The organism is Bradyrhizobium sp. C-145 (genome assembly GCF_023375135.1).
GTDB lineage: Bacteria > Pseudomonadota > Alphaproteobacteria > Rhizobiales > Xanthobacteraceae > Bradyrhizobium > Bradyrhizobium zhanjiangense.
On sequence record NZ_CP088150.1, the window covers coordinates 250594 to 272187 of the forward strand.

Here is a 21594-nt window from a genome sequence, read left to right on the forward strand (position 1 = left end):
ATCACTCACCGATAACGCGAAAGCCCCTCGCGCTTTGATGACTGCGCGATATCAGGTCTGCCCGATCAATTTGCGAAACGCCGCCGCGCCGTCCTGCATCGCGTCGCGTCCCTTCCACGCGAGATAGGTCAACTTGCCGCCGAGCGTATCGTGGCTGCGCAGGCGGCGCGATCCGAGAATGTGGCCGACATTGGCAGGGAAGCGGCTGACCTCGGCGGACACCAGTGCCGCGATCGCGTCCATCAATTGCTGGAGGCGGATGCCCCACTCGCAATGTTCGATGTCATCGATGCGGACCTTGAGCGCATATTCGATGTCGTAGATCTCGGCGAGCAGGTCGCGCGCGACCAGCACGCGGTTGTGCCGGAGTGCGACGCGAAGAGCGAGGCGCTTGTCGTCGAGCCGGTCGAGCACCATGGGAACGACACAGGCATAGGGCGCGGCGGCGACGTCGGCGGCGCTCTTGGTTGCGGCAGCCTTGGTGGCAAGGCGCACCAATTGCCAGGGCGTCTTCAGGCGCCTTGCCACCAGTGCCAATGCGAAAGGCAGCGCGCGGGGATGGGACTTCCTGAAGCCGTCGAGTTGCGAGGTGATCTGGGCCACCTGGTTGTCATCGAACTTCGCGATCTGCTCGGGCAGTTTTTCGTTGAACTTCGGCAGCGCGGCGCCGGCGCGCAGCACGTCGAGGATCTTCATGACGTCGTCGAAGGCGGTGCGCGATGCCGTGTACTGCGCGAGCTTGGCGCGTGCGAGCTCGGTGCTGTCCGCCGACGCCAGAGTGCTCTCGAGGACCTTGAGGACCTTGGTCTGGAAGGTCGACGCGGTCTTCTGCACTTCCTTCGGATTGTTGGCGGCGACCTGGTCGTTGACCGCCTTGATGTAGTCGCGTGCCATGGTCGGCAGCAGGTCGCGGCAGATCCATTCCCAGATCGGGGTGAGGGTGTTGCGCGAGATCCGCCCCGCATTGGCGTGCTCAGGCGCGCCGTCGATCAGAAGCAGCTCGAGCGGCGCGAAGAAATAGCGCGAGGGGCTGGTGGCGCGCGCCTGGGTCGATCCGTCCTTGCGAAACTCGGCGCGCAAGCGCGACTGGATGTCGGCCGAGCCCGGCATGTCGATGCCGCACAGCTCGAGCCGCTCGAGTTCGCTGAGCAGACAGCTGCGCGACAGCGGCGTCAGCCTCTGCAAGAATTCCGACAGCCGATCGATCTCGTTCATGGCACGCAATCTTTCGCAGCGTTTCCCGCAGGCATGCGGGCCCAATGCGTGGAGGCATTTGCGCGCTCTCAATCTCCCTAGAGAAGCAAGTCGCCGTTAATTAATCCGTAAAATCCGGGGGGCGGGCACGAGCGGAGGCAGGCTTTGAGGATCTGAGCCGGAATCTCAACCTCTACGCGCCCGGGAACCGACCCGCGCAAGCATAAATTGTGCCGATGCCGCGGATTTAGCGCAAAACTGCCGAAATCACCGTAGTCTTACGGGGCAAAAAGTTAACCACAGACCGGCCCCCGTTCCGCTAAATGAGTGACATGGCGTCACAGAATGATACGGCCGCTGATTCGCGGCCGTCGGAATGGTACGAAAGCAGCGCTGCTCCAGCTGAAGAGCCCGATTTCGTCCGCCTGAACGCCGCCCGTGCCAAGGCCGCCGACGAAATGGCCGCCGCCATTGCCCGCGAGCTCAACGGCCCCCTGACTGCGCTCCTGCTCTACATGGGCGAGATCAAGCATCACAGCGATCAGCTCGCGCCCGTCACCGTCGACCGCGCCTATTTGCAGCGCGTGGTGGAGAATGCGCTGGCGCAGACCGAGCGCGTTTGCGGCCTCGTCAAGCAGCTTGCCGGTCCTCACAAGGGCGGCCTGCCGATCCCATCCGGAACCGGGAACGCCGAAGCGCGGACCCCCCGCGTGCCGCTGCCGCAGCGCGTGCCCAGCGCCGAATTGATTGGCCTGTCCGGCCAGAAGCGGCTGACCAAGCGCGAGCGCGAGGTGCTGAGGCTGATCAGCGAAGGCTATTCGAACAAGCAGGGCGCGCTTCGGATGCAGATCAGTCCGCGCACGTTCGAAAGCCACCGCGCCGAGGCGATGCGCAAGCTCGGTGCGCGCAACACTGCGGACCTCGTCCGTGCGGCGCTGCTGCACTCGATCGATTGAGATTGATTGTTGCATTCCGCCCGGCCGGCGGCGCGGATCCCGCTCAGAAATAGTCTTCGGCGAAGGGACGCGTGCGTGATGCGGGCCGCAGCGGCTTGGGCTCGTCCTTCGGTGCGTTCGGGATGATCGTGATGGTCCAGCGGGGAGGCATGCTCGATTCCTGCTCGAGCACCGAGCGCACGAAGCCAGTCACAGTCGACTCGCCAGACTTTACCGTCGCCATCCGGCCGTTGAACTGAGCGATGCGGAAGCGACGGACTTCCTTCTGGTCCGCAGTCTCGTAGGTGAACATGGAAACCCTCCTGGTTTCCCGCGACTATCGCCAGCTATGATTAGCCATCTGTGAAAATCCCAAGCCGTAGAAGTACGGCGGGAATACACGCGCGGATGGGTTAGAGCGTTTTCGACAACCGAAATGGCTCTAAAGCGCGATGAGATTTGGATGAATCGTCATCTCGCTTTAGGTTGTTGTTTGAACATGATCTTTTCGGAAAACCGCTGCGCACTTTTCCGGATCATGCTCTAGCATTTCGGCTCCTGCGCGCGCGCCGCGGCGTAGGCGGCATCCATCAGGTCCAGGAGATCGCCGAGCTCGGTGTCGTGAAGCGTCTCCGCGGACTTCTCCAGCCGCAGTGCCAGCGCCGCGAGCCTCGCATAGCCGAACGTCCCGGCCGCACTCTTCAACGAATGTGCTTCGCGCGCGATCCTGGCCTGATGCTGCTCGCGCGAGAGCGTGCGGAACAGTTGCAGGCGTGCGCAGGTCTCGCTCCAGAACACGGCGCGCACCTCGCGGGCTCCGTCCTTGCCGATCTCACGTACCAGCGCCGCATAAGCATTCGGGTCGCGCACGGGCGCGCAATCGAGCACTTTCTGCGCCGGCGCGGCGGTCACTCCAAACATGGCTTTGCCTGCCTCGATCACACTTCGATGCCGCGCGGGCCGGTATCGGTGCGAGGCCAGCCGTGTCTACGGCATCTGGATTTCAGTTCCGGAAGCAGGACGGCTCGTGTTTGCGGGCCGGCATTAGCCGTCGGTTTACCACGCGTGCGGGGTCAGCGCTGGCCGAGCAGCCGGTCGTATTGCGCCTTCACGGTGGCGTAGCATTCGCACGCGGTCTGGCGCAGGCCGTCCAGATTCAGGATCTGGATGTGTCCGCGGCTGTAGTGGATGAAATTGGCCTGCTGCAAGGTGTTGGCGACCAGCGACACGCTGTTGCGCCGCGCCCCGATCATCTGTGCCATCGCCTCCTGGGTCAGCAGCAGCCGGTAGTCGCCCGACAGGTCATGGGTGTGCAGCAGGCAGCGCGACAGCCGCGACTCCACCGGATGGGCGGCGTTGCAGCCCGCGGTCTGCTGGACCTGCGCGTAAACCGCAAGACCGTGGCGCGTGAGCAAGGTCCGCAAGCTGCTGCTCTGGTCGGCCGCGACGCGCAGCCGGTCGAGATCCATCACTGACGCGACCCCGGGAACCAGCACGACGGCCGTGTTCAACGCGCTTGCATCGCCCATGGTCGAGAGTGTCCCGAGCAGGCTGTCGCGGCCGATCATCGCGACCTGCACATGCTCGCCCTTGGCGAGCTTCACCACCAGCGAGATCACGCCGCGGTGGGGAAAATAGGCGCGCTTGAGCGTTTCGCCGGCCTCGACCAGCACCGCCTCATGGGGCAGATCGATCGCGCGCAGGTACGGGCGGATCAGCTCATAATCGTCTGCCGACAGCGCGGACAGGAAACCGTTGGATGGGCGGCCCGTCGTTTCCAAAGCTGCCTCCCGCCTTCTGCATCAGCAAAGTCGCCGCCGGCGAAATCGCTTCTTGCGCGAGTAAGTTCCATCATGTTCACGTCGGGATATATTGGCAATTGGGACAAGATGTCCGGCCCAAGACAGTCTCCCTGACCATTTCAAGTACGAGGGCGCGGCAGATTGAAATCTGCCGCCTCGAGCATTTGCAGCAACTGGTTGGGCGGGTGGCCTCTCGCGGTCATGCGGGTCAATCCGGCGCGTTCGATGTTCCGATCGGCGCCGCGCCCCGTTCGTGATGCAGTTGCGCGGCGACAAAAATATATTGTATAGGTTGTGGCGCTGTCCATATACCCGTTACAGGGCAGACAGCCTGTGGCATTTGCGGCGGAAATAAAGAGCGGCGCGCTGATTCGCTCCTGAGTTGTGCGCCCGTCTGCGAGGGTTGCGCAGGAAAAAGCGGCAAGGGGCCTTCATGAGCCGGAAGCATTGCATCCGTGCTGCCATCGGACGCCGGTCGACCCGCGCAGTCTCGCCCGCGAGTGCTTTCAGCCATCCAGCATTGCTCCGAACCATGGTGCGCGGGCCCTCGCATACGAACAGTTCGATCTGATGATCATCGATATCTTCATGCCGCATATGCGTGGGTTCGAATCGATCCGGACCTTCCACGAGCGGGCGCCCGCCATTCCGTTGATCGCGATGTCGGGCGACGCTTTCGCAAATCTGAATTCGCCCGCACCCGATTTCCTCCGGATGGCGCTGGAGCTCGGCGCCGAACGGTGTCTGCGCAAGCCGTTCACGCCGCACGCACTGCTCGCCGCCATCAACGATTGCCTGGCGGAGCATCGGCCCGACGCCGAGATTGCCTCGGTAACGCGGCTGGGTTAGCGCGGCACGAGCCGGACTGGCGACAAGGTAACGGTTCGTTTACCGAAAACGCGAATTTTGCGGATCGCGGCACAGCATGAAACGACTATCGCGAGAGCGCCCGCAACCGCGGGCCGAGTCCGTTCAATTCCACTCAAGGCCGCGCCTATCGTCCTTCACGAACGGGATTTTCTCGCGCGTGCCATGCGCCGTTATCGACGCGTCTACCTCACTCCTCGCTCCGTCGCGGCGCGGTGCCGGTTTTGCCGAAGCGTGTCCTCGCATGCAGCCGAACGGCAAACTTGTCTTCAATATCCGTATTAGCACGGAGGCCGAAATTAACGGGACCGTGAAAAGGGATGTCTAACGATCGAAAAGAGGGCTTCCGTCGATTCCAAGCGCGACGCAACGCGTCGAAGCCCAGTCAGTAAGGCGTACCTCATGGATGATCTGTTGCGGGAGTTTTTGACGGAGACCAGCGAGAGCCTGGACACCGTCGACAATCAGCTGGTGAAGTTCGAGCAGGAGCCGAACAACGCCAAGATCCTGGATAACATCTTCCGCCTGGTCCACACCATCAAGGGCACCTGCGGCTTCCTCGGCCTGCCGCGGCTGGAAGCGCTGGCGCATGCCGGCGAGACCTTGATGGGCAAATTCCGCGACGGCATGCCGGTGACCGGACAGGCGGTGACGGTGATCCTGTCCTCGATCGACCGCATCAAGGAGATTTTGGCTGGCCTGGAGGCGACCGAAGCTGAGCCGGAGGGCAACGACCGCGACCTCATCGACAAGCTGGAGGCGATGGTCGAGCAGGGCATGGCCGCCATGGCGGCTGGCGCAGCTCCCGTTGCCGACGCGCCGCCGCTGGCGCCGGAAGCCCCCGCCGCTGCGCCCGCCAAGGAGATGACCACGGGCACGCTGATCGAACAGACGCTGGAGCGCCCGTTGCGTCCCGGCGAAGTCTCGCTCGACGAGCTCGAGCGCGCCTTCCGCGAGACCGCGATCGAAGCGCCGGTGCCTGCTGCGCCCGTTGCCAAGGCTGAAGCCAAGGCCGAGCCCGCCCCGGCGGCTGAAGCCCCGGCTGCGAAGGAAGCCGCCAAGCAAAAGCCCGCGCCGAAGAAGTCGATGGCCGACGAGAGTGCCGGCGAAGGCGACCGCATCGCCAACCAGTCGATCCGCGTCAACGTGGATACGCTGGAGCATCTGATGACCATGGTCTCCGAGCTGGTGCTGACCCGCAACCAGCTGTTGGAGATCTCCCGCCGCAACGAGGACACCGAGTTCAAGGTGCCGCTGCAGCGGCTGTCCAACGTCACCGCCGAGCTGCAGGAGGGCGTCATGAAGACGCGCATGCAGCCGATCGGCAACGCCTGGCAGAAGCTGCCCCGCATCGTCCGCGACCTCTCGAGCGAACTCGGCAAGCAGATCGAGCTGGAGATGCACGGCGCCGACACCGAGCTCGACCGCCAGGTGCTCGACCTGATCAAGGACCCGCTCACCCACATGGTGCGCAACTCCGCCGATCATGGCCTGGAGACCCCCGCCGAGCGCTTAGCGGCCGGCAAGGGCGAGCAGGGCACCATTCGGCTGTCCGCCTATCACGAGGGCGGCCACATCATCATCTGCATCGCCGACAACGGCCGCGGCCTCAACACCGAGAAGATCAAGGCCAAGGCGATCTCCTCAGGGTTGGTCACCGAGGCTGAGCTGGAGAAGATGAGCGAGGCGCAGATCCACAAGTTCATCTTCGCGCCGGGCTTCTCCACCGCGGCCGCCATCACCTCGGTCTCGGGCCGCGGCGTCGGCATGGACGTGGTCCGCACCAATATCGACCAGATCGGCGGCACCATCGACATCAAGAGCGTGGCCGGCGAGGGAAGCTCGGTCACCATCAAGATCCCGCTGACCTTGGCGATCGTCTCGGCCCTGATCGTCGAAGCCGCCGGCGACCGCTTTGCCATCCCGCAGCTCTCGGTGGTCGAGCTGGTGCGCGCTCGCGCCAACAGCGAGCACCGCATCGAGCGCATCAAGGACACCGCGGTCTTGCGCCTGCGCAACAAGCTGCTGCCGCTGATCCATCTGAAGAAGCTCTTGAAGATCGACGATGGCGCCGCGTCCGATCCCGAGAACGGTTTCATCGTGGTGACCCAGGTCGGCAGCCAGACCTTTGGCATCGTCGTCGACGGCGTGTTCCACACCGAAGAGATCGTGGTCAAGCCGATGTCGACCAAGCTGCGTCACATCGACATGTTCTCCGGCAACACCATCTTGGGCGATGGCGCCGTCATCATGATCATCGACCCCAACGGCATTGCCAAGGCGCTCGGCGCCGCCGGCTCCTCGGCCCATGACATGGCCGACGAGAACGCAGGCCATCACATCGGCAGCGGCGAGCAGACCACCTCGCTGCTGGTGTTCCGCGCCGGCTCGTCCCAGCCCAAGGCGGTCCCGCTCGGCCTCGTCACCCGCCTGGAGGAGCTGCCGGCCGACAAGATCGAGTTCAGTAACGGCCGCTACATGGTGCAGTACCGCGAGCAGCTGATGCCGCTGGTCGCGATGGAGGGCGTCACCATCGCCAGCCAGGGCGCCCAGCCGATCCTGGTGTTCGCCGACGACGGCCGCTCCATGGGCCTCGTCGTCGACGAGATCATCGACATCGTCGAGGAGCGGCTCAACATCGAGGTCGGCGGCTCCGGTTCGGGCATTCTGGGCTCGGCCGTGATCAAGGGCCAGGCCACCGAGGTGATCGACGTCGGCCACTTCCTGCCGATGGCGTTCGCCGACTGGTTCACCCGCAAGGAGATGAAGCCGTCGCTGCACTCGCAGTCGGTGCTGCTGGTCGACGACAGCGCCTTCTTCCGCAACATGCTGGCGCCGGTGCTGAAAGCGGCCGGCTACCGCGTCCGCACCGCGCCGACCGCGCAGGAGGGCCTGGCGGCGCTGCGTGCGCAGAGCTTCGACGTGGTCCTGACCGACATCGAGATGCCCGACATGAACGGGTTCGAGTTCGCCGAACTGATCCGCTCCGACAACAATCTGGGGTCGATGCCGATCATCGGCCTCTCCGCGCTGGTGTCGCCGGCGGCGATCGAGCGCGGCCGCCAGGCCGGCTTCCACGACTATGTCGCCAAGTTCGACCGTCCCGGTCTGATCGCGGCGCTGAAGGAGCAGACCGCGGGCGCCGCCGGCGCCTCCGAGCTGAGCCGGGCGGCGGCGTAAGGGCGACAAGGAGATAGATCGATGAGCCGCAAGACTCAGTCCACCGAGGGCGCCATGGTCGAATACGTCACCGCGATGATCGGCGGCCAGCTGTTCGGCCTGCCGATCTCCCGCGTCCAGGACGTGTTCATGCCCGAGCGCGTCACCCGCGTGCCGCTGTCCTCGCGCGAGATCGCCGGCGTCCTGAACCTGCGTGGCCGCATCGTCACCGTGGTCGACATGCGCGCCCGGCTCGGCCTGCCCAAGGCCGAAGACGGCAAGGTGCCGATGGCGGTCGGCGTCGACCTGCGCGGTGAATCCTATGGCCTCTTGATCGACCAGATCGGCGAGGTGCTGCGCCTGCCCGAGGACGGCAAGGAGGAAAACCCCGTCAACCTCGATCCGCGCATGGCCAAGCTCGCCGGCGGCGTCCACCGCCTCGACGGCCAGCTCATGGTCGTCCTCGACGTCGATCGCGTCCTCGAGCTCGAAACCAAAGTGCAAATGGCTGCGTGAGCCAACCGAAACATCGAAACCGGAGAACCAAAATGAAAACGTGTTTGGTGGTCGATGATTCCAGCGTCGTGCGCAAGATCGCGCGCCGGATTCTGGAAGGCCTGGAGTTCGAGGTCACCGAAGCCGAGGACGGCTCGAAGGCGCTCGAAATCTGCCAGCGCAAGCTGCCCGATGCGGTGCTGCTCGACTGGAACATGCCCGTGATGGACGGCTTCGAATTCATGGGCCACATGCGTCGCCTGCCCGGCGGCGACCAGCCCAAAGTGGTGTTCTGCACCACCGAGAACAACGTGGCTCATATCGCCCAGGCGCTCAGCGGCGGCGCCAACGAATACATCATGAAGCCCTTCGACAAGGACATTATCGCCGACAAATTCGCTGAAGTTGGGTTGATCCCGGTCGGACAAACCATGGTCTGAGTGTGTCTGGCCCAAAGTGTTTGGGCCAGAGTGTTCCAGTACAGTTTCGAAGAGGCCATCCGTGACCCCGACCGAGTACGAGTATCTGCGCAAGTTCCTAAAGGATAATTCCGGTCTCGACCTGTCCGCAGACAAGCAATATCTGATCGAAAGCCGCCTGCTGCCGCTCGCCCGCAAGACCGGGCTCTCCGGCATCGCCGAGCTTGTGCAGAAGCTGCAGGCCGGCTCGCGTCCGCTGATCACCGACGTGGTCGAAGCCATGACCACCAACGAGACCTTCTTCTTTCGCGACAAGGTGCCGTTCGAACATTTCCGCGACACGATCATGCCCGAGATCGTCAAGGCGCGCGCCGGACGCCGCAGCGTGCGCATCTGGTGCGCCGCCGGCTCGACCGGGCAGGAGCCCTATTCGCTGGCGATGTGCCTGAAGGAGATGGGCGCGGCCCTCACCGGCTGGCGCATCGAGATCATCGCGACCGACCTGTCGCAGGAGGTGCTGGAAAAGGCCAAGGCCGGCGTCTACAGCCAGTTCGAGGTGCAGCGTGGCCTGCCGATCCAGATGCTGGTCAAATATTTCAAGCAGACCGGCGAGACCTGGCAGATCAATCCCGAATTGCGCGCGATGATCCAGCACCGGCAGCTCAATTTGCTGCACGATTTTGCCCAGCTCGGCACCTTCGACGTGATCTTCTGCCGCAACGTGCTGATCTATTTCGACCAGGACACCAAGATCAACATCTTCAATCGCCTGGCGCGCCAGATCGAGCCCGACGGCTTCCTGGTGCTGGGTGCGGCCGAGACCGTGGTCGGATTGACCGACACGTTCAGGCCGATTGCGGAGCGGCGCGGCCTGTACAAGCCGAACGATCCGCGCGCGGCGGCAGCCAAGCCGGCTCTCGCGGGCGTGGCCCCGCGCCTGGCGGTGATGGCAGGACGGTAAGCATGGCCGAGGATGGAAAAGGTGCGGAGCGCGTAACGTTCAGCCGCGGCTATGACGTCTGCATCATGGCGATCGACGGCACCTGGCGGCGCGACTGCAAGCTCAACGCGATCTCCGACACCGACGCCATTCTCACGGTGGAAGGCTCGATCCAGGGGCTGAACCTGAAAGAGTTCTTTCTGCTACTGTCCTCAACCGGCCTTGCCTACCGCCGCTGCGAGCTGGTACGGGTCAACGGCGCCGAGATGGATATCCAATTCCTGCGCGGCAAGAACCGGAAGAAGCGCGGCGCGACCGGCGGCCATGACGCCGCGGCCTGATCGGCGCGTGGCTGCCGCCGCACTTTCCGCCACGTTACTTTATATTTGCTGAAACATCAGAACCAATTTGCCGTAGCCGCTTTACGTCGTCTAAGCGCGAGCCGTGTAACCATTGCTGGTCTCAATCTCAGGAATACCGGCAATGCCCAGAAGCTCTCTCTCCCCCATCTCGTCAAACCTGCCCGACGTCGCCGAGCGGCGTGCGCTTCAGCTCCTGGTCGTCGATGACGACGCCACGCAGCGCAGCCTGATCACGGTTGCCGCCAAGCAGGCCGGCCACGAAGTCACCGTGGCGCCCTCGGTGGCGGAAGCGATCGAGAAGCTCCGCGCCGCGCGCTTCGACTGCGTGACGCTCGATCTCGTGCTGGAGGATGGCGATGGCATCGACGTGCTGCGCGAGATGCAGGAAGCGAAATTCGCCGGCGCGGTGATCGTCATCAGCGGCATGGACGGCAAGCGCCGCAGTGCCGCCCGCAGCTTCGCCCGTTCCGTCGGGATCGAGCTCCAGAGCCTGCCGAAGCCGCTGGATCTGGCGGCCCTGCGCATCAGCCTCGCCAATCTCGGCAAGACTGCGATGGGCCTGCCGGCAATCCACACCTGGGGCGGTGTCGCCACCGACGCGATCGTGGAACGGCACCGCGCCTAAAGCAGGATCCGGACCCGAAGGCCGCGTTAGCGCAAAGTGCGCAGCGGTTCCGAAAAGATCATGCTCAAACAACAGCCTAAAGCGCGATGACGATGCATCCTAATCTCGTCGCGCTTTAGCTGCGGAGCTGCCATGCGATCGGATGTGCCGCCGCTGATCGCGATCCTACGCGTCGGTGGATTCCGACAGGCATTGCAGGGCGTGGCGAAGGCCCGCCCGGCAGGCGCCGAGGGCGGCGCTCGCGGTGGCATACTGGGGCGTGACGTCGTCGAGGATGAAGACGTCCGCGGAACTTTCCGCATCATTGCCGTGTTCTTGATCCATGGCTGCGGCGATCCGGCGCATGCTGGTCTCGATCTGTGCGATCAGCAAGCGAAGGTCAGCTGCAATCAGCTCACGGCTCTCGACCTCGGGCGTTGCGAGCAACGGTGTATCGGCTAAATTTAGCATGGATATTCTCCGTCTCCCGCAATTAGGCGCCATGCCGCTACTTGTGCGTTAAGTCTATGTCCCGTACAAATACGGGTGGGCCGAATCCGCGCCGAACGCCATAACGGTTGGCGCGGACGCGAGTCCTTCATGCCAACTGGATGTGGCACATGGCCGAACAAAGCTCTCGCGGTGAAATCTTCGTGGTCGACGACGACCCTGCCGTTCGCGACACCTTGTCGATGGTGTTGAAGGCGGCGGGCTATGAGGTGATCTGTTTTGCGGACGGCGCAGCGCTGCTCTCCGTCGCGCGGAACCGCACACCGGCTGCGATCCTGCTCGACGTGCATATTCCCGGAAAGTCAGGCCTCGACATTCTCAAGGAACTGCACGGCGAGGACTACCCGGCGCCGATCTTCATGATCTCCGGGCAGGGCGACATTGCGATGGCGGTCGGGGCGATCAAGAGCGGTGCGCTCGACTTCATCGAGAAGCCGTTCCGCGGCAGCGAGATCGTCGGCCGGCTCGACGAGGCGATCGGCGCCTATGCGCGCCGGCAGGCGGAGAATGCGTCGCCGAAATTCGGCTCGCTGCACTTCCCAGGACGTGAGCCGTTGACGCGCAGGGAGCGCGAGGTGCTCGAGCAGTTCGCCTCCGGTGCGTCCAACAAGGAAGCCGGCCGCACGCTCGGCATCAGCCCGCGCACCATCGAGGACCACCGCGCCAACATCATGAAGAAGCTCGGCGCGCGCAATGCCGCCGACCTGATCCGCATCGTGATGACCGCGGCCCAGCGCGCGTCGTAGAATCGATCGGCGAGCCTTTGTAAGCCCGGATGGAGCGCCAGCGAAATCCGGGACCGGTGCACGCAGCAAGAGACTTCCCGGAGAGACTTCCCGGATTGCGCTGCGCTCCATCCGGGCTACACGCGACCAGCTATGAAAGGCCTGCCTAAAAGGCCTGCGCTCATCCCTGCAGTGCCCTGCGGATGATCCGCGCCAGATCCGATTTTCGATAGGGCTTGGCCAGCAGCAGAACCCCCGAATCCAGCCGGCCGTGATGGATGATCGCATTCTCGGTATAGCCGGACGTGTAGACCACCCTGAGATCGGGGCGGGTCTTCTGGATCTCGTCGGCGAGCTGACGTCCGTTCATCTTGCCGGGCATGATGACGTCGGTGAACAGGAGGTCGAACGGCTTGCCGGCGGCGACGATCGCGAGCGCCTCCGCGGCGTTCGCGGCCTGCAAGGTGACGTATCCCAGCGAATGCAGCTGAGCCAGCACATAGTCACGCACCAGGCGGTCGTCCTCGACCACCAGGATGGTCTCCTGTCCGCCCTCGATCGCCGCCGCCGTCACGCCCTCGCCGACCGCCGTCGGCGTCTTGCCCGGCGGCAGGTACATCTTGATCGTGGTGCCGTGGCCTTCCTCGCTGTAGATCTTGATGTGCCCTGCGGACTGCTTGATGAAGCCGTAAACCATTGAGAGTCCGAGTCCGGTGCCCTTGCCCGGGCCCTTCGAGGTGAAGAAGGGATCGAATACCCTGGCCAGCATGTTCGCGGGGATTCCGGTGCCGGTGTCGCTCACGGCGATCAGCACGTAGTGCCCCGGCGGCACATCGTTGGCGCTGGCATAGACCTCGTCGAGATAGGCGGCGCCCGTCTCCACGATCAGCTTGCCGCCGTTCGGCATGGCGTCGCGGGCATTGAGTGCGAGGTTGAGGATCGCGGTGGTGAGCTGGTTGGGATCGACGATCGCGACGCAGCTCTCGTCCTCGAACACCGATTCGATCTGGATCTGCTCGCCCAGCGTCGGCCGCAGCAGTTTCGCGGTGTCGATGATCAGCGAGTTGATGTCGATCTCGCGCGGCTGAAGCGGCTGCTTGCGCGCGAAGGCGAGCAGGTGCTGGGTCAGATCGGCGCCGCGCGCGGCCGCCTCGTCGATCATCTTGGTGATGGCCGCAAGCTGCGGCTCCTTCTCGACCGCCTCCGCGAGGATCTCGATGGTTCCGGTGATGACGGTGAGGATATTGTTGAAGTCGTGCGCCACGCCGCCGGTGAGCTGGCCGACCGCCTCCATCTTCTCGGCATGGCGGATGCGTTCCTCGGCCGCGATCTTGTCGGTGAGGTCGCGGTAGAAGACGTTGAACAGCAGGCCCTCGCGGCGCTTCAGCGCGGTGACGCTCAGCTCAGCCTTGAACTCCTTGCCGTCGCGGCGGCGGCACATCAGCTCGCGGCGGCGGTTCAGCGTCTTGTCGTCTTCGTTCGCGAGGAATTGCGTCAGGCCGGCCCTAACCCTCTCGCGTTCGCTCTCGGCGACGATCAGATCGATCGTGTTCTTGCCGAGCACCTCGTCGCGGCGCCAGCCGAACAGCCGTTCGGCTTGCGAATTCCAGTTCAGGATGCTGCCGGTCTCGTCGGTCTGCACGAAGGCGTCGAGCGAGGTCTCGACGATCTTGCGGGCAAGCCGCTCGCTCTCGCGCAGCGATTCCTGCGCGAGCCGCGCCTCCGTCATGTCGCGCCCGACGAAGAAGAACCGCTGCGCCGGCTCGGACCAGTTGCCGAGCCAGGACAGCCAGACCTGGTGTCCGTTCTTGTGGAAGCAGCGCGTATCACCGAGCTTTGGCCGCTCGCCGAGCCGCATCGCGCGCATGTTTTCGCGGGACTGCTCCAGATGGTCGGGATGAACGAAGTCGGCGCCGCTGCGGCCGATCATCTCCTCCGGCCGGTAGCCGAGAATGGTCTCGCTGCTCGGGCTGATCTGCGCGACATGACCGCGCGCGTCCATGACCATGATCAGGTCCTGCGACGTCTCGAAGATCTGCCGGCGCTCTTCGAGCTGCTGCTGCAGCGCCCGCTCGGCCCGCCGCGCCTCGGTGAGGCTGCGCGCAGATCCAGAGGCTCCGACGATCTCGCCTGACGGTCCCCTGATCGGCGAGAGGCTGAGCGAGATCTCGACCGGCGTGCCGTCCTTGCGCAGGCGCACCGTCTCGAAGCGTTCGATCGGCTCGCCTGCCGCGATCCGCCGCAAGATGTTCTTGCCCTGGTCGCGGCGGTCGGCGGGTACGATGATGGCGGTGGATTTTCCGATCGCCTCGTCCGCCGAATAGCCGTAGAGGCGTTCGGCAGCCGGATTCCAGCCCGTGATGATGGCTTCGAGCGACTGCATCACGATCGCATCGTCGGACGATTCCACTGCGGCGCTGAACAGGCGCTCGCGCGCCGCATGATGGCTTCGAGCTGCCTCGGTGCGGCGATGCTCCTCGATCTCGCGTTGGAGCGCGGCCGTTTTCGCCCGAGTCTCCTCGACCATCTGGGCAAAGGCCCGTGCCAGCACGCCGGTCTCGCCGCTGGCATCGACGGGTATATCCGCTGGACGTCCGCTGCCGATGGCCTGCACCGCCCTGGTCAGGCGGCCGATCGGGCGCGTCAATGAGCGCGCCAGGAGCACCGCGAGTAAAGCCGCAGCGAGCACGGCAAGCACGCCGACGAGTAGGGACGTTCGTTGAATCGCTGCGGGCACGAGGCCGAACACCGGCGAGGGGATCGTCTCGATGATCGCAACCCAGTCCTTGCCCACGAGCAGCGCCGGCGCAATCGCCGCCCCGCTCGGCCGGCCCGACCCGTCGGTCATGAGCCGCGTGGATCCTTCCAGCGTCCCGGCCGAGGCTGCGAAATACGGAAAATCCTTGCGCCAGTCGTTGGGACGATCATGCCATGCGCCGAATTCCCGCGTGCGATCGGGATGGACGAGATAGTCGCCGCGCAAATTCACGACATAGATCTCTCCGCCCGAGGTCACGGTGGAGCGGACGCGGTCGAGCGCCGGTCGCATGTCGATATTGGCGATGATGATGCCGAATGGCCTGCCGTCCGCCGTGAACAGCGGGGTTGCAACGCGTAACGTCGGAATGTGGGAGGTCGTGGTTCCCCCTTGGCGGGTGGCAAGATCGATGGCGGACACGTAGATCTCGCCCGGCGCCAGTCGGATCGTCTCCTGAAAGTAGGTTCGTTCACTCTTGCGCTCGAGTTCGTCGTTGGGAGCAACCCGCGCCTTTCCATTCGGGCCGGAGCGATCGACGCGGACCAGCTCGCGTTGGTCGTCGTCGAGACCGATGATGCGAAATTGCCCGTAACTGGGTTTGGCGTCGATCTCGGCTGCGAGCCGCGCTGCGATGCGCTCGCGCCAAGTTTGCTCCGACACGCCGTCGGATGTGTCGATGCCTCCACCGATGTGAGCGCGGATCAGGCCGTTGATGGCTGCGGCAGAGCGGTAGCCGAGCAGATCGCCGCGCGCGCCGGCGACGTAGGATTCGAGATTGGTCGCCAGCAGCCGTGACTGGGCTTCGACGCGTTCCAGTACCCGCGGAATGACGGCCTGGGTGGTGTTGCGATAGCCCAGCCATCCGACTGCGGCCACGGTCACCGCCACCAGCAGGGTCATCGTGATGGCAAGCCGCGTTGCGAGCGTCATGGGGATATTCGCACCGGTTCCCGAATGGCCACGCCCGTTCTGGCCTGGAAAGGAATGAGGGTCCTTGTCATCGGTGGCCGGCGCTGACATCCGGATTCCCCAGCGATGCCGCCTGGGCCGTGCCAAGGCAGCCATCTACCGCCGCGAGCAGTGCGCCTGGTCGGAACGGCTTTTGCAAGCTTGCCACCGCGCCGAGCTTGGTTGCCATCTTCAGGAAATTCGGCTCCGCATAGGCGTCCGGCGCGGCCGAACGGCCGGAAATGACGATGATCGGGACGGTCGGGGCCAGCGCTCGGATATGGCGCATCGTCTCCAGCCCGTCCATGCCGGGCATGAAAATGTCGAGAAACAACAGGTCGAACGGGCTGGCCTCGAACAACGCAAGCCCCTCGTAGCCATCGCCGGCGACGGTGACGTGATGACCGGCCCGCTCCAGGAGCAGCCGGATCGTGATCTGCACGGCCGGGTCGTCATCCACGATCAGGATGTTGGCCACGTCTGAGATCCTCCGGGGTCGGATGGGGATGCCCCAGCGACCGCAAATCAAGCCATCAAAGACGAAATTGTTGCGCGGATTCCGCCCGGCCCGCAAGCACTTCGCGAGCGCCACCATCCGGTCGAGATTACCGAGCCTTGCCAACGCTATATGCACGCTCTCGTGCATAAGCCGGGTCAGCTCGGGTTCCCTCTTAGTCAGTCAGGTATTCGGGATAGCGGCTTCGGATCTTGTCCAGCTCGCTCAGCGTGCCCGACAGATGTTTGCGCAGATGCTGCTGCGCGGCCTCGGCATCTCCGGCCTCGATCGCGCGCGTGATCAGCCTGTGGTGACGGACGATGTTCTGGGCCTTGCCGGGTGAGGGCAAATGCAGCCGGCGCAGCCGGTCGATATGTCCGCTGCGGCTGCGCACCAGCGTCCAGAGCTCCTGCTTGCCGGCGGCCGCGTAGAGCTGGGCGTGAAAGTCGTTGTCGCCGGCGATGAAGCTCTCGAAATCGCCGGCCTTGGCGAATTGCTGCTGGAGCGCGATGGCATGGTCGAGGCGGATCACCAGGGACTGGTCGGGATTTGTTGCGAGCAGGCGCACGATCTCCAGCTCCAGTGCCTGACGCAGGAAATGGGCCTGCTGCGCGCGGTCGACGTCGATCCGGCTCACCACGGTCGCATGCTGCGGAAAGACGTCGACGAGGCCCTCTTCCTCCAGCCGCATCAGCGCGTCGCGCACCGGCGTCGAGCTGACGCCGAACTGGCCGGCAAGCTCGGCGCGCGACAAGGGAGCGCCGGGCGGCAGCTCCAGCGCGACAATCGCGTTGCGTAGCCGCTCGAACACCTGCGGCGCCGCCTGGCGGCCGCGGTCGAGCCGGGCGGGGCGTGGAGGCGCGCGCAGCGCGGTATGGGATGATTCCATGGCGGGTCCCGCGAGCTTGCGTTTGATGCACTAATATATTAGTGCACCAGCAGGGTCAACGCAGATCGACGCTGGCCGGAGGAAACACACAACAATGATCAAGCATCTTCGCAGCAAGCTTGTGGCCGCCACCGTGATCGCCGCGATCGCCTTCTCAATGTCAACGGCTCGCGCGCAGCAAAAGTCCGAGATCGCGCTGTCGCGCCAGCCCGGCATCTTCTACATGCCGAGCCACATCATGGAGAAGCTGAAGCTGATCGAGAAGCATGCGGCTTCCCTCGGCGTAACCGGTGTCACCACCAAATGGATCACCTTCTCCGGCGGCGGAGCGCAGACCGACGCGCTGCTCGCCGGCGGCGTCGACATCCTCAACACCGGCACCGGCAATCTGCTGCTGCTATGGGATCGCACCCGCGGCGGCGTGAAGGGCATCGTCGCCACCTCGGCGCAGCCGATGACGCTGATCAGCCGCGACGCCAACATCAAGTCGGTTAGGGATTTCGGCCCGGGCGACAAGATCGCGGTGCCGACCGTGAAGGTCTCGACCCAGGCGATCGTGCTGCAGATCGCGGCCGCCGAGGCCTTTGGTGCCGACCAATGGTCGAAGCTGGATGCCAACACCGTGCAGCTCGGTCACCCCGACGCCTATGCGGCGCTGTCCAACCCGAAGCACGAGGTGCACAACCACTTCTCGATTCCGCCCTTCACCTTCCTGGAGTTGAAGAGCGTATCGGGCGCGCATGTGGTGCTGTCGTCGCCCGACGTGATGGGCGGCCCGCTCAGCCAGGCGCAATTCTTCACCACAACGAAGTTTGCCGACGCCAATCCAAAGGTCATCCAGGCCGTGCGCGACGCCACCAAGGAAGCGCAGGATCTGATCCGCAGCGACACTAAGCAGGCGGTCGAGATCTACAAGGAGATCACCGGCGACAAGACGTCGGTGGAAGAGCTGCTCGATCTGCTGAAAGAGCCCGGCATGATGGAGTGGAATCTCGAGCCGCAGGGCACGATGAAATTCGCCGCCCATCTCTACAAGACCGGAACGCTGAAGAATCAGCCCAAGGCCTGGACGGATTACTATCTCCCCGTCGCGCACGATCTGAAGGGCAACTGATGGCGCTGCTCGACGTCAGCGGCGTGACGCTGCGCTACAAGACCTCCAGCGCCGTCGTCACCGCCACGGAAAAAGTGAGCTTCGCCGTCGACCGGTCCGACCGCTTCGTGCTGCTCGGGCCCTCCGGCTGCGGCAAGTCGACCCTTCTCAAGGCCGTTGGCGGCTACATGAGCCCGAGCGAAGGCAGCATGACCATCAACGGCCGCGAGATCCACGGGCCCGGCGCCGACCGCATGATGATCTTCCAGGAGTTCGACCAGCTCCTGCCCTGGAAGAGTGTGCTCGCCAACGTGATGTTCCCGCTGCTCACCGCGCGAAAGCTGTCGCGCAAGGACGCCGAGGCGAAGGCGCGCGCCTATATCGAGAAGGTCGGCCTCACCCGCGTGGTCGATGCCTATCCGCACACGCTCTCCGGCGGCATGAAGCAGCGCGTCGCGATCGCGCGCGGCATGGCGATGGAGCCGGATATCCTTCTCATGGACGAGCCGTTCGCCGCGCTCGACGCGCTGACGCGGCGGACCTGTCAGGATGAACTGCTCCAGCTCTGGAGCGAGACCAAATTCACCGTGCTGTTCGTGACCCATTCGATCGCGGAGGCGATCCGCATCGGCAACCGCATCCTGCTGCTGTCGCCGCATCCCGGCCGCGTCAAGGCCGAGGTGATCGACGTCGACAAGGTTTCGAATGAGGACGGCAGCGCCGGTCGGCTCGAGAAGGAGATCCACGATCTCCTGTTCGCCTCCGAAGCTGTAGCGCACTAAGGGAGCCGCCATGGGCGAAGCCAGAATCTTGCTGCGTGACGCGCCGGTTGCCAGCACGGGAGGTGCAGGCGAGGTCGAGCGCAAGCTGGGTGTGCTTGAGCTATTGTGGAACGACGGCTTTGTCCGCAAGTCGGTCATCATCCTGTTTCTCGCGGCGGTCTGGGAGGCGTACGGGGTCACTCTCGACAATCCCCTGCTGTTTCCGACACTGCACGACACCTTCGTGACGCTGTTCGATCGCGTCAAGGACGGCACCATTCCGATGCGGGCCTGGACCTCGCTGAAGGTGCTGTTCATGGGCTATTCGGCCGGCATCGCACTGGCCGCGATCTTCACCGTGCTCGCGATCTCGACGCGCATCGGCACCGACTTCCTCGAGACCGTCACGGCGATGTTCAACCCGTTGCCGGCGATCGCGCTGTTGCCGCTGGCGCTGATCTGGTTCGGCCTCGGCAATGGCAGCCTGGTCTTCGTGCTGATCCATTCGGTGCTGTGGCCAGTCGCGCTCAACACCCATTCCGGTTTCAAGAGCGTGTCCAACACGCTGCGGATGGTCGGCCGCAATTACGGCCTGCGCGGATTGCCTTATGTGGCAAAGATCCTCATCCCAGCAGCCTTCGGCTCGATCCTCACCGGCCTCAAGATCGGCTGGGCCTTCGCCTGGCGCACGCTGATCGCGGCCGAGCTGGTGTTCGGCGTGTCCTCGGGCCAGGGCGGTCTCGGCTGGTTCATCTTCGAGAACCGCAATCTGCTCGACATACCTGCCGTCTTCGCTGGCCTCTTGACCGTGATCATCATCGGGCTCTTTGTCGAGAACCTGATCTTCCGCGCCATCGAGCGGAACACCGTCCAGAAATGGGGCACGCAATCATGACCAAGAACAAGAAGAAAACGCCTGACCAGCTCCGCAGCGCGCGCTGGTTCGCACCCGACGACCTTCGCTCGTTCGGCCACCGCTCCCGTACTATGCAGATGGGCTACGGGCCGGAGGAGTGGAAGGACCGGCCGATCATCGCGATCATCAACACCTGGTCGGATGCACAGCCCTGCCACATGCACTTCAAGTCGCGGGTCGACGACGTCAAGCGCGGCATCCTGATGGCCGGCGGCCTGCCGCTGGAGCTGCCGGCATTGTCGCTGTCGGAATCGCTGCTCAAGCCCACCACCATGCTCTACCGCAATCTGCTGGCAATGGACGCCGAAGAATTGTTGCGCAGCCATCCCGTCGATGGCGTGGTGCTGATGGGCGGCTGCGACAAGACCACGCCGGCGCTGCTGCTAGGGGCCACCTCGATGAACATCCCGGCGATCTATCTGCCGGCGGGTCCCATGCTGCGCGGCAACTGGAAGGGCAAGACGCTGGGCTCCGGCTCCGACGGCTGGAAATATTGGGACGAGCGCCGCGCCGGAAAGATCTCCGACAAGGACTGGCTCGACATCGAGGCCGGCATCTCCCGCAGCTACGGCACCTGCATGACCATGGGCACGGCCTCGACCATGACCGCGATCGCCGAGGCGATCGGCATGACGCTGCCGGGCGCTTCCTCGATTCCCGCCGCGGACGCCAACCACATCCGCATGGCCTCCGAATGCGGCCGCCGCGTCGTCGAGATGGTGTGGGAGGATCTGACGCCGAAGACGATCCAGACCCGCAAGGCGTTCGAGAACGCGATCGCGGTCGCCATGGCGATGGGCTGCTCGACCAACGCGATCATCCATCTGATCGCACAGGCGCGCCGCGCCGGCCAGGACATCGGCCTCGACGATTTCGAGAAGGCCAGCCGCAAGGTGCCCGTGATCGCCAACGTACGGCCGAGCGGCGATACGTATTTGATGGAGGATTTCTTCTATGCCGGCGGGCTGCCGGCGCTGATGAGCCAGATCAAGCCGCATCTGCATCTGGACTGCGTCACCGTCACCGGCAAGACGGTGGCTGAGAACATCGCGCACGCCGAAGTGCACAATGCCGACGTGATCCGCTCCGTCGACAATCCCATCTATAAGGAAGGCGCGCTTGCGGTGCTCAAAGGCAATCTCGCGCCCGACGGCTGCGTCATCAAGCCTTCCGCTTGTGCACCGCGCTTCCTCAAGCACACCGGGCCGGTGCTGGTGTTCGACGATTATCCCGCGATGAAGAAGGCGGTCGACGATCCCAATCTCGACGTCACCGAAGATCATATCCTGATCTTGCGCAATGCCGGGCCGCAGGGCGGGCCGGGCATGCCGGAATGGGGCATGCTGCCCATTCCGACCAAACTCGTGAAGCAGGGCGTGCGCGACATGGTGCGCATCTCGGATGCGCGCATGAGCGGTACCAGCTATGGCGCCTGCATCCTGCACGTCTCGCCCGAGTCCTATATCGGCGGTCCGCTGGCGCTGGTGCAGAACGGCGATCGCATCACGCTCGACGTCGCCGCGCGCACCATCAATCTCAATGTGAGCGAAGCCGAGTTGGAAAAACGTCGCGCCGCCTGGAAGCAGCCCGAGCGCCGCTTCGAGCGCGGCTATGGCTGGATGTTCACCAAACACATCAAGCAGGCCAATGACGGCTGCGACTTCGACTTCCTGGAGACCGATTTCGGCGCGCCGATCGGCGAGCCTTCGATTTACTAGAGA

20 protein-coding genes and 1 pseudogene are annotated in these 21594 nt (G+C 64.3%); 13 read left to right on the top strand and 8 right to left on the bottom strand.

The window, feature by feature from the left end:
* Positions 1-51: 51 nt before the first annotated feature.
* Positions 52-1215 carry a hypothetical protein gene (locus tag LRP30_RS01180; protein WP_249759076.1) on the bottom strand — a complete coding sequence of 388 codons (1164 nt, stop codon included), beginning with the start codon at positions 1213-1215 and terminating at the stop codon, positions 52-54.
* Between the two features lie 311 nt (positions 1216-1526).
* Between LRP30_RS01180 and LRP30_RS01185 the strand changes: the two genes are divergently transcribed.
* Positions 1527-2150: a helix-turn-helix transcriptional regulator gene (locus tag LRP30_RS01185; RefSeq protein WP_249759077.1), complete on the top strand. Its 624-nt coding sequence runs from the start codon at positions 1527-1529 to the stop codon at positions 2148-2150.
* A gap of 43 nt (positions 2151-2193) precedes the next feature.
* On the opposite strand, the gene LRP30_RS01190 is transcribed toward LRP30_RS01185, so the two are convergent.
* From LRP30_RS01190 to LRP30_RS01200, 3 genes are all read right to left on the bottom strand, one after another.
* Positions 2194-2442 (bottom strand): hypothetical protein, encoded by a 249-nt coding sequence (locus LRP30_RS01190; protein ID WP_091893184.1) that lies wholly within the window; start codon positions 2440-2442, stop codon positions 2194-2196.
* A 230-nt stretch (positions 2443-2672) separates the two neighbouring features.
* Positions 2673-3050, bottom strand: a complete 378-nt coding sequence (locus LRP30_RS01195; RefSeq protein ID WP_249759078.1) for an Hpt domain-containing protein — start codon at positions 3048-3050, stop codon at positions 2673-2675.
* 152 nt (positions 3051-3202) lie between these two features.
* Entirely contained in the window at positions 3203-3910 is a 708-nt protein-coding gene (locus LRP30_RS01200; protein ID WP_128930696.1) for a Crp/Fnr family transcriptional regulator, read from the bottom strand.
* Positions 3911-4492: 582 nt separating this feature from the next.
* Between LRP30_RS01200 and LRP30_RS01205 the strand changes: the two are divergent.
* The 7 genes and pseudogenes from LRP30_RS01205 to LRP30_RS01235 form a co-directional block, all read left to right on the top strand.
* Positions 4493-4780 (top strand): annotated as a pseudogene (locus LRP30_RS01205) (response regulator); the annotation flags it as partial.
* Between the two features lie 420 nt (positions 4781-5200).
* Positions 5201-7978, top strand: coding sequence for a hybrid sensor histidine kinase/response regulator (locus LRP30_RS01210; RefSeq protein ID WP_249759079.1), 2778 nt, complete (start codon positions 5201-5203; stop codon positions 7976-7978).
* Positions 7979-7999: 21 nt separating this feature from the next.
* The gene (locus tag LRP30_RS01215) at positions 8000-8473 is read left to right on the top strand and encodes a chemotaxis protein CheW (RefSeq protein ID WP_128930699.1); all 474 of its coding nucleotides are present in this window, start codon (positions 8000-8002) and stop codon (positions 8471-8473) included.
* A 32-nt stretch (positions 8474-8505) separates the two neighbouring features.
* Positions 8506-8892, top strand: a complete 387-nt coding sequence (locus LRP30_RS01220; protein WP_091897857.1) for a response regulator — start codon at positions 8506-8508, stop codon at positions 8890-8892.
* A gap of 61 nt (positions 8893-8953) precedes the next feature.
* A complete protein-coding gene (locus tag LRP30_RS01225) occupies positions 8954-9832 on the top strand; it encodes a protein-glutamate O-methyltransferase CheR (protein WP_249759080.1) in 879 nt (292 codons plus the stop codon).
* A 2-nt stretch (positions 9833-9834) separates the two neighbouring features.
* Entirely contained in the window at positions 9835-10152 is a 318-nt protein-coding gene (locus tag LRP30_RS01230) for a pilus assembly protein PilZ (protein ID WP_091897861.1), read from the top strand.
* Between the two features lie 142 nt (positions 10153-10294).
* Positions 10295-10798, top strand: a complete 504-nt coding sequence (locus LRP30_RS01235; RefSeq protein WP_249759081.1) for a response regulator — start codon at positions 10295-10297, stop codon at positions 10796-10798.
* 165 nt (positions 10799-10963) lie between these two features.
* Here LRP30_RS01235 and LRP30_RS01240 read toward each other — a convergent pair whose 3' ends face one another.
* Positions 10964-11248: a hypothetical protein gene (locus tag LRP30_RS01240; protein ID WP_249759082.1), complete on the bottom strand. Its 285-nt coding sequence runs from the start codon at positions 11246-11248 to the stop codon at positions 10964-10966.
* Between the two features lie 149 nt (positions 11249-11397).
* Between LRP30_RS01240 and LRP30_RS01245 the strand changes: the two genes are divergently transcribed.
* Complete coding sequence (locus LRP30_RS01245) at positions 11398-12033, top strand: response regulator (protein WP_091897867.1); 636 nt, start codon at positions 11398-11400, stop codon at positions 12031-12033.
* 160 nt (positions 12034-12193) lie between these two features.
* Here LRP30_RS01245 and LRP30_RS01250 read toward each other — a convergent pair whose 3' ends face one another.
* From LRP30_RS01250 to LRP30_RS01260, 3 genes are all read right to left on the bottom strand, one after another.
* Positions 12194-15790 carry a PAS domain S-box protein gene (locus LRP30_RS01250; RefSeq protein ID WP_249759083.1) on the bottom strand — a complete coding sequence of 1199 codons (3597 nt, stop codon included), beginning with the start codon at positions 15788-15790 and terminating at the stop codon, positions 12194-12196.
* Positions 15768-16196, bottom strand: coding sequence for a response regulator (locus tag LRP30_RS01255; protein ID WP_249759084.1), 429 nt, complete (start codon positions 16194-16196; stop codon positions 15768-15770). Before LRP30_RS01255 ends, LRP30_RS01250 begins: the two co-directional genes overlap by 23 nt.
* Positions 16197-16389: 193 nt before the next feature.
* On the bottom strand, positions 16390-17103 hold the full coding sequence (locus LRP30_RS01260; RefSeq protein ID WP_128942615.1) for a GntR family transcriptional regulator: 714 nt from the start codon (positions 17101-17103) through the stop codon (positions 16390-16392).
* Positions 17104-17197: 94 nt separating this feature from the next.
* Between LRP30_RS01260 and LRP30_RS01265 the strand changes: the two genes are divergently transcribed.
* The 4 genes from LRP30_RS01265 to araD are packed head-to-tail and all read left to right on the top strand — an operon-like array spanning position 17198 to position 21591.
* Positions 17198-18217 (top strand): ABC transporter substrate-binding protein, encoded by a 1020-nt coding sequence (locus LRP30_RS01265; protein ID WP_249759085.1) that lies wholly within the window; start codon positions 17198-17200, stop codon positions 18215-18217.
* Positions 18217-18978, top strand: a complete 762-nt coding sequence (locus LRP30_RS01270; RefSeq protein WP_249759086.1) for an ABC transporter ATP-binding protein — start codon at positions 18217-18219, stop codon at positions 18976-18978. The genes LRP30_RS01265 and LRP30_RS01270 overlap by 1 nt, the downstream gene beginning before the upstream one ends.
* Positions 18979-18988: 10 nt before the next feature.
* Positions 18989-19852 (top strand): ABC transporter permease, encoded by an 864-nt coding sequence (locus tag LRP30_RS01275; RefSeq protein ID WP_128930708.1) that lies wholly within the window; start codon positions 18989-18991, stop codon positions 19850-19852.
* Entirely contained in the window at positions 19849-21591 is a 1743-nt protein-coding gene (gene araD, locus LRP30_RS01280; protein ID WP_249759087.1) for an L-arabinonate dehydratase, read from the top strand. The genes LRP30_RS01275 and araD overlap by 4 nt, the downstream gene beginning before the upstream one ends.
* Positions 21592-21594: the final 3 nt, after the last annotated feature.